The sequence below is a fragment of the Brevundimonas sp. Root1423 genome, assembly GCF_001426805.1.
The window spans coordinates 1-15074 of record NZ_LMFL01000025.1; the positions used below are offsets into that span (position 1 = coordinate 1).

The following is a 15074-nucleotide window of genomic DNA, read 5'->3' on the forward strand; positions in this document are numbered from 1 at the left end:
CTCAGCCTCTCAGCCTTCGGTCTTCAGCTGACCAGCCGATTCCTTGCCCGAACGCTTGTCGCGCTCGATTTCGTAGGAAACCTTCTGGTTTTCATCCAGGCCGCGCAGGCCCGCYTGCTCGACGGCCGAGATGTGGACGAAGACGTCCTTGCCGCCGTCGTCAGGCTGGATGAAGCCGTAGCCCTTGGTGGAGTTGAACCATTTWACAGTGCCGGTAGCCATTTTCAGGACCTCCGCTAGCGTTGACCTCAGGGAAGAGCCCCTGGAGCCTGTCGGGTCTGAAAGGAGCGGCTAGACCTCAGTGCGAAAGCAGAGGGTGGCGTTTCGCAGAGAGCTCGACAAAACGCTTTTGACCTGTCGGCGCGGCAAAATCAAGTCGTGGGCTACTCAGCCGCCTCGCCCTCGGGGGCGGGGACGTAGTGCTCCTGGCACAGCTTGCGCAGCGCGGCCGTCAGGGTGGGACCGTACAGCGAGTCCTGGATGCGCTCGAACCCTTCGGCCTGAAGCGCGGTCTTGATCTCGCCGACGGTGCGGCAGCCCCCGCCGCGCGCCAGTTCATAGGCGCGCTCGAGGGTCGTGGGACGATGGTTGCTCATTGCTCCTAGATAGGAGCTTCGCCGCAAAAAGCGAGGTTTCAGAAAGCGATGCTGATCCCGGCGACCAGGGCGTCCGCATACTGCTCGCCCGGGACGTCGGCGTCGGTCGCGTGATAACGGACCTCGGCCTCCAGATTGTCGGTCAGGGCGTAGGTGAAACCGGCGTTCCAGCCGGTGTAGTCGATGCTGTTGTCCTGCTCGCGGCGGCCGATGGAGGCGGTGGCTTCGAGTTTCTCGGTGAACTCCCAGCCGAGGCGGGCCTCGTACCAGGTCCACGCGCGCGTGCCGCCCGTTCCGTCGGGCGAGTGCTGCAGGCGAAGGCGGCCGCTGGCCGGGCCGATGGAGCGTTTGACGTCGGCCGTGAACTCCCAGGCGTTGTCGTCCGCGCCCGGATTGGCGTCGATCTGCTGCTTGTATGTGGCGTTCAGGTCCAGATCGAAGCCGGCCAGTTCCGGGGTGAAGCCGGCGCCGATTTCCGTTTCCAGCTCCGAGCCGGTCGAGCTCTTGATCGTCTCGGCGCCCACGCCGGCGTAAAACAGACCCGAGGCGCTCTCCCACTCCGCCTGACCCCAGACATAGGCCTCGCCATTCGACTTGGAGGCGTCCTTGGAGCGGTTGTCGGTCGCGGCGCCGAAGGCGAAGGACCAGCTTCCGGCGGCCGGCGCGGCCTCCTGGGCGGCGGCGGAACCGGCGAAGGCGAGCAGGGCGGTCGCCGTGGCGGCGGTCGTCAGGGTGCGGAGCATGTGAGTCGGCCTCGTTGAACGAGGCGGGGTCTAGAGACGCTTCTTGTCGAATTTGTCACAAGCTTGCGAAAATTCGTCCGCGAGCCGAGCGACAAGCTGCGCCGTGGGCAGAATGTCATGCACCGCGCCGGCGCCCTGGCCGGCCGACCAGACCGTCTTCCAGGCCTTCGCCTCCTCGCCCATGTCGAGCTTGTGCTCGGGCAGGGATTTCGGATCGATGCCGTTGGCGACCAGCGACGGGGTCAGGAAATTGGCGGGGATGCCCGAGACGGCGGGGGTGTAGGTGATGTCGCTGGCCCCCGCATCGACGATCATCTCCTTGTACTCGCCCTGGGCGCCGCTCTCGGTCGTGGCGATGAAGCGGGTGCCCATATAGGCGAAGTCGGCGCCCATCATCAGGGCGGCGGCGACGTCGGAGCCGGTCGACAGGCAGCCGGACAGGATGATGGTCCCGTCGAAGAAGGAGCGGACCTCGTCGACCAGGGCGAAGGGATTGACCACGCCGGCGTGGCCGCCCGCGCCGTTGGCCACCAGGATCAGGCCGTCGACGCCCGCCTGGGCCGCCTTGCGGGCGTGGCGGATGTTGGCGATGTCGTGGAAGACCACGCCGCCGTAGCCGTGCACCGCCTCGACCACGTCGCGCACGGCCCCCAGGGAGGTGATGACCAGCGGAACCTGTTCCTCGACCGTCACCATCATGTCGGCCATCAGCCGGGGATTGGTCGGGTGGACGATGTGGTTGACGCCGAAGGCGGCGGCGTCGGGCTTCAGCCGGCCCTTGATCTCGTGGATCCAGTCCCGATAGCCCTCGGTGGTGCGCTGGTTCAGCGAGGGGAAGGTGCCGATCACCCCGGCGTTGCAGGCCTCGACCACCAGATCCGGTCCGGAGACCAGGAACATGGGCGCGGCGATGACCGGCAGTTTCAGGCCCTTTTTCAGCGAAGCCGGAATGGCCATGGTGTTTTCCCAGTTGTCTTTGGCTACGGATAGCGGGCTGTCGCGGGGGAAGGCAAACTTTGTTCCGCCGTCATCCTCGGGCTTGACCCGAGGATCGGAGGCGGGGCCAGCCGGTAGACTGACAGTCGGCATCGTGCGCCGGAACGTCCGATCCTCGGGTCAAGCCCGAGGATGACGGGATCGGGGGAACCCGCTACATCCCCGCCATGACCACCGACACCTCAGGCCTGCACCAGCTCGGCCAACACACCGTCCAGCCGACGAGCCCGGAAACGGCCGAGCTGGAGCGGGTGCCTAACCCCCACGCGGACACCCTGTATCTGACCCGCTTCACCGCGCCGGAGTTCACCAGCCTGTGCCCGGTGACCGGCCAGCCGGACTTCGCCCACATCGTCATCGACTATGCGCCGGGCGACTGGCTGGTCGAGTCGAAGTCGCTGAAACTGTACCTGACCAGTTTCCGCAACCACGGCGCCTTCCACGAGGACTGCACCGTCGCCATCGGAAAGAAGATCGCCGACCTGCTGCAGCCGAAATGGCTGAGGATCGGCGGCTACTGGTATCCGCGCGGCGGCATCCCGATCGACGTCTTCTGGCAGACGGGGGCCGCGCCGGCGGGGCTGTGGCTGCCGGACCAGGGCGTGCCGACCTATCGCGGGCGGGGGTGAATTCGCCCGACCGCGCGAAATGCTCACATTCCGCTCATGCCTGAACGGGCGGATGCGGTCAGGGTGACCTCATGACCGATTCCTCCCGCCTTCCACTCGAAACCTGGGGCCGTCACTGGCTGGGCCGTCTCCAGACCCGGGCCGACCGGCGGGCGTGGAGCCGCTACGGCTTCGAGTTCCTGATGTTTGGCATCAAGCAGGGCTGGGCCTGTCTGTTCGGCGGGGCGATGCTGGCCCTGCTGCTGGCGACACATCTGTGGTGGCCGGATCAGGCGGCGGTCAGCCGCTACGACTTCCTCGTGGTGGGGGCGCTGGCCATCCAGGCGGCCATGCTGGCGCTGAAGCTGGAGAGCTGGGAGGAGGCGAGGGTCATCTTCGTCTTCCATGTGGTCGGCACCATCATGGAGCTGTTCAAGACCCAGGCCGGGTCGTGGATCTATCCCGAGGACAGCATCCTGCGCATCGGCATGGTGCCGCTGTTCTCGGGCTTCATGTATGCGGCCGTGGGCAGCTACATCGCCCGCATCCAGCGCATCTTCGACATCAAATTCCGCCACTACCCGCCGCTGTGGACGACCTGGGTGCTGGCGGCGGCGATCTACGTCAACTTCTTCGCCCACCACTGGCTGCCGGACATTCGCCTCGGCCTGTTCGCCCTGACGGCGGTGCTGTTCGGGCGCGGCTGGTTCTATTTCACCCCGGACCGGACGCGGCGGGCCATGCCCTTCCTGCTGGGATTCTTCCTGGTCGCGACCTTCATCTGGCTGGCCGAGAACATCGCCACCTTCGCCAACGCCTGGGTCTATCCGTCCCAGAGCGACGGCTGGCATCCGGTGTCGCTGGCCAAGCTGGGCAGCTGGTTCCTGCTGATGATGATCAGCGTGGTGCTGGTGTCGCTGGTGCACCGGCCGGAGGAGGAGGTTCTGCCTTCAGACCGTCATCCTCGGGCTTGACCCGAGGATCGGAGGTTGGGAGGGCTGGACGCAAAGGGTTCTGACACCCTGCGACCGCCGGGCCTGATCCTCGGGTCAAGCCCGAGGATGACGGAGTAAAAGGGAACCATGACCACAACCACCACCGACGTCGTCATCCTGGGCGGGGGCCACAACGGGCTGGTGTGCGCCTTCTATCTGGCGAAGGCGGGGCTGAAGGTCACGGTGCTGGAGCGCCGCCATGTGGTCGGCGGGGCCGCGGTGACCGAGGAATTCCATCCCGGCTTCCGCAACTCGACCGCCAGCTACACCGTCAGCCTGCTGAACCCGAAGATCATCGCCGATCTGGAGCTGGCGCGGCACGGCCTGCGGGTGGTCGAGCGCAAGGTGTCCAACTTCCTGCCCTTCGATGACGGCCGCCGTTTCCTGGCCGGCGAGGGGCGGACGCAGGCGGAGTTGGCGAAATTCTCGACCCGCGATGCGGAGCGGCTGCCCGACTATGAGGCGCGGCTGGAGGTCGTGGCGTCTGTCTTGCGCGACTGGATTCTGAAGGCGCCGCCCAACATGGTCGAGGCCGGCTGGATGGCCATGCTGCCGGAACTGCTGAAGGGCGTGTCGCTGGGCAAACAGGCGGCGGGGCTGGATGTCACCGGGCGGCGCGACCTGCTGGACCTGTTCGCCAAGTCGGCGGGCGACTGGCTGGACGGCTGGTTCGAGAGCGATCCGATCAAGGCCCTGTTCGGCTTCGACAGCGTCGTCGGAAACTACGCCAGTCCGTACACGCCGGGATCGGCCTATGTGCTGCTGCACCACGTGTTCGGCGAGGTGAACGGGCGCAAGGGCGTCTGGGGCCATGCCATCGGCGGCATGGGCGCCATCACCCAGGCCATGGCCGCCGCCTGCGCCGAGGTCGGGGTCGACGTACGGCTGGACACGCCGATCGCCTCGGTCCTGACCGAGAAGGGCCGGGCCGTCGGGGCGGTGACCGAGGCCGGCGACGTGGTCCGGGCGCGGGCCGTGGTGTCCAACCTGCATCCGCGCCTTCTGTTCGAGCGCTTCGTGGACGACGCCGTCGTTCCGGCCGACTTCCGCGAGCGGATCGGCGCCTACCAGTCGGGTTCGGGCACCTTCCGCATGAATGTGGCCCTGTCGGAGTTGCCGAACTTCACCGCCCTGCCGGGACAGGGCGACCATCTGACCGCCGGCATCATCATCGCCCCGAGCCTGTCCTATATGGACCGGGCCCATGCCGAGGCGCGTCTGAACGGCTGGTCGTCGAAGCCGATCGTGGAGATGCTGATCCCCTCGACCCTGGACGACACGCTCGCGCCGCCGGGACAGCATGTCGCCAGCCTTTTCTGCCAGCATGTCGATCCGACGCTCGGCGACGAACATCGCGACACCGTGGCGGACCTCATGATCGAGACGGTCGAGGCCCATGCGCCGGGGTTCAAGGCGTCGGTGGTCGGCCGGCTGGCGCTGGGGCCGCGCGATCTGGAGCGGCGCTTCGGCCTGGTCGGCGGCGACATCTTCCATGGCCGGCTGTCGCTGGACCAGCTGTTCAGCGCCCGCCCGGTGCTGGGCCACGCCGACCACCGCATGCCGGTTCCCGGCCTGTACCTGTGCGGATCCGGCGCCCATCCGGGCGGCGGCGTCACCGGCGCGCCGGGTCACAATGCGGCGCGGGCGGTGCTGAAGGACCTGGGGGGTAGGTTCCAGGGGCCAGGGGCCAGGGGCCAGGGGCTAGGGGCCAGGGTGGGGCTGGGCCTTCCCTAAAACCTGGAACCTGGAACCTGGAACCTAGACGTTCTCGACCCCCATCGCCTTCATCAGGGCGTCGCGGACGGCGGCCTCGGTGAAGGGTTTCTGGATCGTGGCCTGGCCGCGCCATTCCTCGGGCAGGCCGCCCTCGCCATAGCCGGTCGAGAAGACGAACGGCACGCCGCGGGCCTTCAGCGCCTCGGCCACGGGGAAGACCTGACGGCCGGCGACATTGACGTCCAGAAGGGCGGCGTCGAGGGGTTCGCCGTCCGTCGCCAGGGCAAGGCCCTCGTCGATATTGGCGGCGGGACCCACCGGGGTGCAGCCCATGTCTTCCAGAATGGTCTCAAGCAGCATGGCGACGAGGGATTCGTCCTCGACCACGAGAACCCGGCGGCCGGTTAGAGGTGCGCTCATGAAAGTGTCCCGCGATCGAGCGGAATCGAGAAGTCCGCACTGAAACCGTCGCTTGCGTAGTCCAGTTTGACCTCCCCCGCCAGATCGTGACGAACGTTTCGTTCAATCAGCCGGCTGCCGAAACCCCGGCCTTCCGGGGGGCGGACCGGGGGGCCGCCGACCTCGCGCCAGGTCAGATGCAGGGTGCGCCCGGCCTGATTGGCCACCGTCCAGTCGACCAGCACCCGCCCGTCCGGAGCCGACAGGGCGCCGTACTTGGCCGCATTGGTCGCAAGTTCATGGAAAATCATCCCGAACGACAGGGCCGCGGCGGGCTCGAGGGCGATCGGCGGTCCGTTCAGCGTCACCCGGTGAACGCCGTGGGCCGCCGTCTCGTGCTGGAGGATGTCGCCCAGGTCGGCGCCTTCCCAGTGGCTGCGCGTCAGCAGGTCGTGGGTGTGCGACAGGGCCAGCAGACGGGCCTGGAACCCCTCGGCGAAGGTGCGGGGATCGAGGTGCGAGCGGGCGGTCTGGATGGCGATCGACTGAACCGTGGCGAGGGTGTTCTTCACCCGGTGATTGAGCTCGTCGATCATCAGCTTCTGGCGTTCGGCGGCCATCACCACATCGGTCACGTCATGGCCCTGGACGAAAACCCCGACGATGCGCCCGTCGGCGTCGCGGATCGGCTGGTAGATGAAGTCGACATAGGCCGAGTCCGGCTCCGCGCCCGGTTCGCGCTGAAACCGGACCAGGCTGGCCTTGCCCTGGACCGGCTCGCCCGTCTCGAACACGCTGTCCAGCATGTCGATATAGCCCTGGCCCTCGACCTCGGGCAGGGCTTCCGCGACCGGCCGGCCCTCGACATCGCGATGGCCGATCAGGCGCCGGTAGGCCTCGTTGTAGAACTGGAAGACGTGATCGGGTCCGGCGAGCACGGCGACGAAGCCGGGCGCCTGCATGAACATGTCGACCAGCCGGTTGCGTTCGCTGGCGAGACGGAGGTTGTCCTCCTGGACGATGCGGGCCCGCTCGAGGACGTTGCCCCCGATCATGGCGTCCAGGGCGCTGGTGGACGAGGCGGTTTCCGGGGTCGCCATGCGATTGCGCAACAACTCCAGCTCGGTGATGTCCGTCGTGTGCTGCAACAGCCAGACGACCTCGCCGGAGGCGTCGAGGATCGGCGTGTGGGTGGCGCTCCAGAATCGCTCCTCCATGACCGGTTCGCCGTGCGGGGCGGCGCGCGGGATGGAAAACCGGACAAGGGCGAGATGATCCCGCTTGCGGCCGTCGCGGGCTTTTTCCAGCGACGCCTTCACCTGACGCACATTCTCGGGAGCCTCTTCGCCCGGCCCGGAATCGAAGGCGGCGAAGAGGGGACGGCCGACGATGGCGTCGCGCGTGCTGCTGGTGACGTCCAGATAGGCCTGGTTGGCGCCGGCGATGCGCAGATCGGGCGTGAGCAGGACGTAGGGATTCGGCGAGGCGTCGAACGCCGCGGCCAGATCGACCGCAAGGTCGCCCGATTTCATCAGATATTTCAAGCCAATTCCCGCCCCACTATGGCCACAACGCGTTGACCCGTCATCGGTTCACCCGTTCGCGTGCGCGGGGCGCAAAGCTATTTGAGACGCCGGGGTCGGTCGCGCTAGGGTCGGTTCATGTTTCCTGCCTCATTTTTCCTCGCGGCGGTTTTGCTGATGACTCCATCCGCGGTCGAGCCGCCAGATCCCCGCGCGACCGTCGAGCAGGGCGTCCTGATCGGTCGTCGGGAGGGGGCGGTGAGCAGCTTCAGGGGCGTGCCCTACGCCGCGCCGCCGGTCGGGCCGCTGCGCTGGCGCGCGCCGCGGCCGCCGGCGCCGTGGAGCCAGCCGCGTGACGCGGGACAGGTCGGCGCCCTCTGCATCCAGCCCCCGTCCGGCGGGGATCCGGGCGTGGGTCCGCCGCCGATGAGCGAGGACTGCCTCACGCTGAACGTCTGGACGCCGGCCGAGCGGGCGGAGCCGCGGCCGGTGATGGTCTGGATCCACGGCGGCGGGTTCAACAACGGCTCCGGCACGGCGGCGCTGTACGACGGCGCGAACCTGGCGAAGCGGGGCGTCGTCGTGGTGACGGTCAACTATCGGCTGGGCCGGCTGGGCTTCTTCGACCATCCGGCGCTGGCCGCCGAACGGGCGCAGGGAGAGCCGGGCGGCAACTACGGCATGATGGACATCGTCGCGGCGCTGAAATGGGTGCGCGAGAACGCCGGCGCGTTCGGCGGCGATGCGGGGAATGTCACGGTCTTCGGCGAGTCCGCGGGTGGGGCTGCGGTGACCCGGCTGATGATCTCGCCCGAGGCGCGCGGCCTGTTCCACCGGGCGGTGGTCCAGTCGGGACTGGGTCGGGATACGGGCGTCCCGCTGGACGCGCCGTCGGCCGTCGGCGGTCCGTCGCTGCGGGACCGGGGCATGGCCTTCGCGCGGACGATCGGGGCGACGACGGCGGCGGAGCTTCGCGACCTCCCGGCCGAGGCGCTGCTGAGGCCGGCGCCGAACTTCTACGGCGGCGACAATCTGGTGATCGACGGCCGACTGGTCACGGAGGACGTGGAAACCGCCTTCTCCGGCGGGCGCGAGGCCCCGGTGCCGCTGATCATCGGCACGAACAGCGCCGAGTTCTGGTGGATCCGGCCGCAGGAGATCAGCCCCTATGGCGCGATCGACGACGCCCTGACGTCGCAGGAGCGGGTCGATCTGTACGCGGCCTATGGCGGCGAGGACGGCTATCGCGCCCATGTGGTCAGCGATCTGGCCTTCAACGAGCCGGCCCGGCATCTGGCGCGGCTGCACGCCCGCAATGGTCACCCGACGTACCTGTACCGCTTCGATGTCGTGCCGGACTCCAATCCGGAGCCCAGCGGCGGCGCGACCCATGCGTCCGAACGGCCCTATGTGTTCGACAATCTGCACACCGTCGGGCGGCCGATGGGCGAGCGGGACCAGCGGGCGGCGGACGCTATGGCCGGCTACTGGACCCGGTTCGCGGCCAAGGGAGATCCCAACGGAGAAGGCCGGCCCGCCTGGCCGGAATTCGGCCCCGGGCGGGACCAACTGCTGGAGTTCACCAATGACGGCCCCGTGGCGAAGCCGATCCCGTTCGCGGACCGGCTGGATCTGATCGAGGCCTATTACGCCCGGGTGCGCTGAGGCTCAGAGCGTGTCCAGAACCGCGCCGTGGGTCCTGATGACCTCGGCGTACAGCAGGCCGGAATCCTTGATGGTCCGCTCCTGGGTCAGGAAGTTCACATGGGTGATGCCGAAGCGCTTGGAATAGCCCAGCGACCATTCGAGATTGTCGAGCAGCGACCAGGCCATGTAGCCGCGCACGTCGACGCCCTTGCCTATAGCGTCGTGCAGGGCCTTGAGGTGGTTCTTCAGATAGTCGACCCGCAGCGGATCCTGGATGCGGCCGTCGATGGCGTGGGGCGGATCGTACCAGGCCGACCCGTTCTCGGTGACCATCAGCGGCAGCTTGCCGCCGGTCTGTTCGTGCAGCCAGACGAGGGTGTCGGTGAGGGCGGGGGGATAGACCTCCCAGCCGGTTTCGGTGTGGGCGTGCTGGACCTGTTTCACCGGACGTGAGCGGGTCGGCCAGGCGTCGGGGGCGTTCTCGGGCACCGAGCGGGTGTACCAGTTCAGACCCATCCAGTCGGTGGGCTGGGCGATCAGGTCGAAGTCCTCCTGCGGGAACTCGCGGTACGCCTCGCCATAAACGTCCTTGAGCTCTTCCGGATAGCCGCGGCCCATCAGGGGGTCGAGGAACCAGCGGTTCATCTGGGCCTCGGCGCGCTTGCGCGCGGCCTCGTCCTCGGGCTTGTCGGAGGCGGAGTATTTGGGCTCGATGTTGAGCACGATGCCGATCTGGCCTTCGCCGACTTCACGGAAGCGCTTCACCGCCGCGCCGTGGGCGCGCAGAACGTTGTGGCCCGCGATCATGGCCTCGAAGGCCGACTTGTGGCCGGGGGCCAGGGCGCCGTGCAGATAGCCGCCGTCGACGATCACCCAGGGCTCGTTGATGGTGCCCCAGGTCTTCACCCGGCCCTTGAACTTCTCGAACAGGACCTGGCCGTAGTCGGCGAACCAGTCGGCGATGTCGGGGTTGAGCCAGCCGCCGCGATCGTCCAGCGCCGCCGGCAGGTCCCAGTGATAGAGGGTGCAGAGCGGCTCGATGCCCTTCTCGAGCAGGCCGTCGACCAGCTTGTCGTAGAAGTCGAGCCCCTTCGGATTGATGGCCCCGCGGCCCTCCGGAATCACCCGGCTCCAGCTGACCGAGAACCGGTAGGCCTGGAGGTTCAGCCGGGTCATCAGGTCGATGTCCTCGCGCCAGCGGTTGTAATGGTCGCAGGCCACGTCGCCGGTGTCGCCGTTCAGCATCATGCCGGGGGTGTGGCTGAAGCGATCCCAGATGGACGCGCCCGCGCCATCGGCCATGGACGAGCCTTCAATCTGATAGGCGGCCGTCGCGGCGCCCCACAGAAAACCGTCAGGAAACCGATAGTTGCCTGCATTGTCTGAAGTCATATCGAAAGGCCTCGGCAAGCGGAAACGCGAACTGAAAGGGGAGGTCGGCGGCGGTCGGTACGCGTGTAGCGTCCGCAGCACAACCTCCATGTGACCAAACTAGGGCACTTGCGGGGCGCCTGACTAGTGTGTCATGTAATCGGTTACACGGTTTTTTCGGACGGACCCGCGACAAGCGGGCCGGGGCTGGAATTTCCCAGGGAGGATGAATTTTGACGCCGATGGCGATCCGGCAGACCTGCGTGGAGGCGGTGGCGTGAAGGCCGCCACGATCCGCGATGTCGCCCGGCGGGCCGATGTGTCCGTGGCCTCGGTTTCGCGCGTCCTCAACGGCGCCGGCCCGGTCACCGAAGCGACCCGCAACAAGGTCCTGGCGGCCGCTGAAGCGCTCCAGTACGTGCCGCATTCCGGCGCCCGCAGCCTGTCGACCAGCAAGAGCCAGACGATCGGCGTCATCCTGCCGGACCTGTATGGCGAGTTCTTCTCCGAGCTGATCCGCGGCATGGATGTCGCCGCCCGGGCGCTTGGCTATCACCTGATCGTCTCCAGTTCGCACGACGACGCGGAAGAGGCGTCGGCGGCGATCCGTTCGATGCGCGGCCGCGTCGATGGCCTGATCGTTCTCTCGCCCCATCTCGACGCCGCCAATCTGGCCGCCGGCCTCGCGGGCCGCACCCCGATCCTGCTGATGAACGGCGGCGCCGACGCCAGCCGGCCCTCGATCGTCGTCGACAACCACGGCGGCGCGATCCAGGCCGTCGAGCATCTGATCGCCACCGGCCGCCGACGCATCGCCCATATTTCGGGCCCGACCGGAAACCTCGAGGCGGAGACCCGGCTGGCCGGCTATCTCGAGGCCATGGCGCAGGCCGGACTGCCCACGAACGTGGTCGAGGGCGCATTCACCCAGGCCTCGGGTCACGACGCGGGCGCAGCTTTGGCCGCAGGCGACTCCCGGCCCGACGCGGTCTTCGCCGGCAATGACAACATGGCCGTCGGCGCCATGCTGGCCCTGCAGGACGCCGGACTGCGGGTGCCCGAGGACGTCGCCATCGTCGGCTTCGACGACGTGCCGATCGCCAGCCTGGTCCGGCCCGCCCTGACCACGCTCAGAATCAGGATTGCAGAAACCGGACGCGGCGCCCTCGAGCGCCTTGTCCGCATGATCAACGCAGCGGGCGAAGCCGTCGCCGACACCGCATGCGAGGTCGTACGGCCCGAGCTGGTCGTGCGCCCGTCAAGCCAGCCGGCGACATCCGACCAGTCCCAATCCGGCGGGCGCCTTCGCGCCGACGCCGCCACGCCATCTCTGAAGGGGGAGAATACCTGATGACCCGCAAATCCATTCAATACATGGGGGCGGCTTCCGCCCTCGCCCTGGCCGTCTCGCTGGCTTGCGCCGGCGGGGTTTCCGCCCAGGTCACGACATCGACCATCCGCGGTTCCGTCACGGACGACGGCGTCGCCGAGGCCGGAGCCGTGATCGTGGCGCGCGACACGTCGTCGGGCTTCACCACCCGGTCCACCGCCAACGCCAACGGCGGCTATGTGCTGTCGGGTCTGCGTCCCGGCACCTATGAGGTGACGGTGACGACGGCGGAGGGCGAAACGGCGTCGGACGTCGTCACGATTGGCGTCGGCCAGGTCGGCGATCTGGATCTGGCGGTCGGCGCGCCGGTCGTCACCGGCGCGGTTGATCCCAACGCCACGGAGCTGGGCGACGTGGTCGTCACCGGCCGCCGTCTGGCCGAGGTGCGCACGCCCGAGAACGCGACCAACGTCACGACGCAGCAGATCAACACCCTGCCGCAGATCAACCGCAACTTCCTCAACTTCGCGGCCCTGGCGCCGGGCGTCCGTCTTTCGCTGAACGAGGAAGAGCAGCAGATCACCGCCGGCGGTCAGCGCGCGGAATCGATCAACGCCTTCATCGACGGCGCCAGCCTGAAGTCCAACGTCATCGCCGGCGGCATCATCGGCCAGGACGACAGCCGCGGTAACCCCTTCCCGCAGGCCGGCGTCCAGGAATTCCGCGTCGTCAGCCAGAATTTCAAGGCTGAGTACGAACAGGCCTCGTCGGCGATCATCACCGCCGTCACCCGCTCGGGCACCAACGAGTTCCACGGCGAGATCTTCGGCGTCTACCGCGATCAGGACATGGTCACCCAGGATTCGTTCGCTGATGCGCGGAACGAGCCGAAGGCCGACCTCGAGGTCCAGCAGTACGGCTTCGCCCTGGGCGGACCCATCATTCGGGACACGCTGCACTTCTTCGGGACGTACGAGCACAAGCAGGAAAACCGCGCCCGTACGGTCAGCCTGGACCTTCAGGACCCGCGCTTCGTCGCCCAGTTCGGCCCGTATCTCGGCACCTTCGCCGCGCCGTTCGAGGAAGACCTGTTCTTCGGCAAGCTCAGCTGGCAACCGGCGGACGGCCACCTGATCGACTGGAGCGTCACCTATCGCGACGAATCCGATCTCCGTGACTTCGGCAACGGCCCGACCTCCGTCGAGCGCGCCAACGATCTTCAGCAGACGACCCTGACCAGCAACCTCCGCCACCAGTGGCGGACAGACTCGTTCCTGAACGAGTTCGCCGTCGATTACCGCGACTACAATTACAACCCGGGCGCCGCCAACTTCACGGATCTGGGCGAGAACTACCGGCTGTTCACCGACACCAATCCGGCGCCGGGCTTCCAGCCCAACTATTTCGGCGGTCAGACCGTCTTCAACCGGGGCGGCCGGGACAGCACCCAGGACATTCACGACAACGCGCTCACCTTCCGCGACGACCTGACATTCAATGACCTCGAGATGCACGGCTTCCACACCATCAAGCTGGGCGCCAAGGTGTCGCTGCAGAACTATGAGGTGAACAAGCAGTTCGGCCGGAACCCGCTCTTCTACTACGACGTCGACGGCCGCCCGGAACTGAGCGGCAGCACCACGGTGCCCTACCGCGTCGAACTGGGTCAGGCCTTCCCCGAGGTCGATCTCGATAACACGGTCATCGGCCTGTACGCCCAGGACGACTGGCGGATCACGGACCAGCTGGAGCTGAACCTCGGCATCCGCTGGGACTATGAGACCAACGCCAACAACAACGACTATGTGACCCCGGCCAGCGTCATCGCGGGCCTGGATCAGTGGATCGCCTCGACCGACGGCGGCAAGCCCGCAGGCTATGCTCCCAGCTGGTTCAACCGCGCCGACTACATCTCGACGGGCGACAACCGCGATCCGTTCGCGGGCGCCTTCCAGCCCCGCATCGGCTTCTCGTACGACGTGTTCGGGGACCGCCGCACGGTGATCTTCGGCGGCGCCGGTCGGTACTATGACCGGGTCAACTTCAACTTCTCGTACGACGAACTGGTCAAGCCGTTCGACATCCGCAAGAACGCCTTCTTCAGCACCACCGGCCGTCCCGCAGGGCAGGATCGCGATCCGGGTCCGGGCGTGGACCTGCCGGGCGACGCCGGCGATCCCATCCTGTGGCAGGCCTCATACAGCACGGCCGCCGGTCTCGATCCGGCCCTGGCGACCCTCCCCGGCAAGGGCGAAGCCTTCCTGCTGGCCAACGACTTCGAGCCGCCGATGACGGACCAGTTCAACCTGGGCCTCCGCCAGCGGTTCGGCGACTGGCAGAGCGAGTTCACCCTCGCCTACGGCAAGACCGAGAACGAGTTCACCTGGGCGTACGTGACCCGCTGCCGCGAACCCACACGCGGCAACGACGGCGGCGGCTTCGGCGACAACGGCGGCTTCTGCGGTCCTGGCGGGACCAACCCCTATCGGGGCTATTTCGCGTCGGACCACAACAAGGAGCGCGAGTTCCGGGCCCTCTACGTCAAGCTGGACAAGAACTACACGCCCGACTCCGGCTGGGGCCTGAACGTCGCCTACACCTGGTCGCAAGCCGAACAGAACGGCGGCAACGACAACTTCTGCTTCGATTGCTTCAGCATCGAAAGTTCGCCGGTCCGTCCGACCTCCACTGACGAGCGTCACCGCATCGTGGCCAACGGCATCGTTGACCTGCCCCTCGACTTCCAGCTGTCGGGGATACTGACGCTGGGTTCGGGCACGCCCTTCGACGTGTTCGACGGACGCGGCCCCAACTTCGTCTACCGCCCGATGCACGGCCGTCCGCAGCAGTACAACTTCATCATCCCGAACTCGTTCGCCTACCGGAACCTCGATCTGCGTCTGACGAAGGACTTCACGGTGTTCGGCGGGTCGGAACTGTCGCTCTTCGTGGACGTCATCAACGTGTTCAACTTCGACAACTTCACCGGCTTCGACGGCGGTACGGGCTCGCTCGCCAACCCCAACCCGAACTTCGAGAAGCCGTCGAGGGTGCTGTTCCCGACCCGCACCTTCCAGCTGGGTATGCGTTACAGCTTCTAACCGTCTCCTGAGCCTGACGGCCGCCCCTCGATCCCGACGAGGGGCGGCC

At 67.3% G+C, this 15074-nt stretch carries 13 protein-coding genes; 6 read left to right on the top strand and 7 right to left on the bottom strand.

Annotation, left to right across the window (positions count from 1 at the left end; translation table 11 throughout):
- Nucleotides 1–9 precede the first annotated feature (9 nt).
- The 4 genes from ASD25_RS16915 to ASD25_RS16930 all read right to left on the bottom strand — a co-directional run bounded on the left by ASD25_RS16915 (nt 10) and on the right by ASD25_RS16930 (nt 2296).
- On the bottom strand, nt 10–222 hold the full coding sequence (locus ASD25_RS16915) for a cold-shock protein (RefSeq protein WP_055828888.1): 213 nt from the start codon (nt 220–222) through the stop codon (nt 10–12).
- 161 nt (nt 223–383) lie between these two features.
- Nucleotides 384–596, bottom strand: a complete 213-nt coding sequence (locus ASD25_RS16920; protein ID WP_055828893.1) for a hypothetical protein — start codon at nt 594–596, stop codon at nt 384–386.
- 38 nt (nt 597–634) lie between these two features.
- Entirely contained in the window at nt 635–1339 is a 705-nt protein-coding gene (locus ASD25_RS16925) for a TorF family putative porin (protein WP_055828896.1), read from the bottom strand.
- Nucleotides 1340–1369: 30 nt separating this feature from the next.
- A complete protein-coding gene (locus ASD25_RS16930) occupies nt 1370–2296 on the bottom strand; it encodes a nitronate monooxygenase family protein (protein ID WP_055828898.1) in 927 nt (308 codons plus the stop codon).
- Between the two features lie 206 nt (nt 2297–2502).
- On the opposite strand from ASD25_RS16930, the gene queF reads away from it, so the two are divergent.
- The 3 genes from queF (at nt 2503) to ASD25_RS16945 (ending at nt 5672) form a co-directional block, all read left to right on the top strand.
- Complete coding sequence (gene queF, locus ASD25_RS16935; protein WP_055828901.1) at nt 2503–2964, top strand: preQ(1) synthase; 462 nt, start codon at nt 2503–2505, stop codon at nt 2962–2964.
- A 71-nt stretch (nt 2965–3035) separates the two neighbouring features.
- Nucleotides 3036–3917 (top strand): DUF817 domain-containing protein, encoded by an 882-nt coding sequence (locus ASD25_RS16940; protein ID WP_082560039.1) that lies wholly within the window; start codon nt 3036–3038, stop codon nt 3915–3917.
- A gap of 108 nt (nt 3918–4025) precedes the next feature.
- Nucleotides 4026–5672: an NAD(P)/FAD-dependent oxidoreductase gene (locus ASD25_RS16945; RefSeq protein WP_055828904.1), complete on the top strand. Its 1647-nt coding sequence runs from the start codon at nt 4026–4028 to the stop codon at nt 5670–5672.
- Nucleotides 5673–5696: 24 nt separating this feature from the next.
- Here the strand turns inward: ASD25_RS16945 and ASD25_RS16950 are convergent, their stop codons facing one another.
- Together ASD25_RS16950 and ASD25_RS16955 are read right to left on the bottom strand one after the other, a co-directional pair.
- Complete coding sequence (locus tag ASD25_RS16950; RefSeq protein WP_055828907.1) at nt 5697–6074, bottom strand: response regulator; 378 nt, start codon at nt 6072–6074, stop codon at nt 5697–5699.
- On the bottom strand, nt 6071–7585 hold the full coding sequence (locus tag ASD25_RS16955) for a PAS domain-containing sensor histidine kinase (RefSeq protein ID WP_055829708.1): 1515 nt from the start codon (nt 7583–7585) through the stop codon (nt 6071–6073). Before ASD25_RS16955 ends, ASD25_RS16950 begins: the two co-directional genes overlap by 4 nt.
- Before the next feature lie 168 nt (nt 7586–7753).
- Here ASD25_RS16955 and ASD25_RS16960 point away from each other — a divergent pair, with 168 nt between their 5' ends.
- The gene (locus tag ASD25_RS16960) at nt 7754–9241 is read left to right on the top strand and encodes a carboxylesterase/lipase family protein (protein ID WP_156376925.1); all 1488 of its coding nucleotides are present in this window, start codon (nt 7754–7756) and stop codon (nt 9239–9241) included.
- Nucleotides 9242–9244: 3 nt separating this feature from the next.
- Here the strand turns inward: ASD25_RS16960 and ASD25_RS16965 are convergent, their stop codons facing one another.
- Nucleotides 9245–10615 (bottom strand): GH1 family beta-glucosidase, encoded by a 1371-nt coding sequence (locus ASD25_RS16965; RefSeq protein WP_055828912.1) that lies wholly within the window; start codon nt 10613–10615, stop codon nt 9245–9247.
- A 256-nt stretch (nt 10616–10871) separates the two neighbouring features.
- On the opposite strand from ASD25_RS16965, the gene ASD25_RS16970 reads away from it, so the two are divergent.
- Both ASD25_RS16970 and ASD25_RS16975 read left to right on the top strand, forming a co-directional pair.
- A complete protein-coding gene (locus ASD25_RS16970) occupies nt 10872–11945 on the top strand; it encodes a LacI family DNA-binding transcriptional regulator (RefSeq protein ID WP_055828915.1) in 1074 nt (357 codons plus the stop codon).
- Nucleotides 11945–15025 (top strand): carboxypeptidase regulatory-like domain-containing protein, encoded by a 3081-nt coding sequence (locus tag ASD25_RS16975; protein ID WP_055828918.1) that lies wholly within the window; start codon nt 11945–11947, stop codon nt 15023–15025. The genes ASD25_RS16970 and ASD25_RS16975 overlap by 1 nt, the downstream gene beginning before the upstream one ends.
- The last annotated feature ends 49 nt before the right edge of the window (nt 15026–15074 follow it).